This window comes from Psychrobacter sp. 1U2 (assembly GCF_051847575.1).
In genome coordinates this window covers 1-527 of sequence record NZ_JBPYDC010001776.1, presented here as the reverse complement: position 1 = coordinate 527, position 527 = coordinate 1, and the positions used below count along the sequence as shown (strand labels likewise).

The 527-nt window shown below is 47.1% G+C and carries 1 protein-coding gene; it reads left to right on the top strand.

Going from position 1 to position 527, the window contains the following annotated elements; genetic code table 11:
• Positions 1-527, top strand: a 527-nt coding sequence (ccmC, locus tag ACS8FD_RS24345) for a heme ABC transporter permease CcmC (RefSeq protein ID WP_439277736.1), incomplete at both ends; no start/stop codon positions are given.

Here is a 527-nt window from a genome sequence, read left to right as displayed (position 1 = left end):
CCACTGTGGGTACCAAGCAGTTTTTTCGCATCTTTGCGCCTTGGGTTAAGTGGTTGGCAATATTAGCCAGCATTTTTCTACTGATCGGTAGTGTTTGGGGTCTCGCTTTTGCGCCGCCTGACTATTTACAAGGTAATAGCTACCGCATTATTTTTATTCACGTGCCAGCGGCCAGTATCGCTATTTCTATCTATTTTGCCCTCGCCGTATTAGGGGTTATCTTCCTTGTTTGGAAAATCAAGACGGCCAGTCTGGTGGCGCAGGCGCTTGCTCCATTGGGCTTTTTGCTCTGCGTGATTAGCTTAATCACCGGCTCTATTTGGGCAAAACCTACTTGGGGTACTTACTGGGTTTGGGATGCGCGTTTAACGTCTATGCTGATTTTGGCGTTTTTATATGCAGGCGTGATGGCGTTGTTTGCAGCGTTTGAGCATACCGCTAATCGAGGTAAAGCGGCGGCCATTTTATCCATTGTCGGCGCAGTGAATCTACCTATTATTAAATATTCGGTACAGTGGTGGAATACC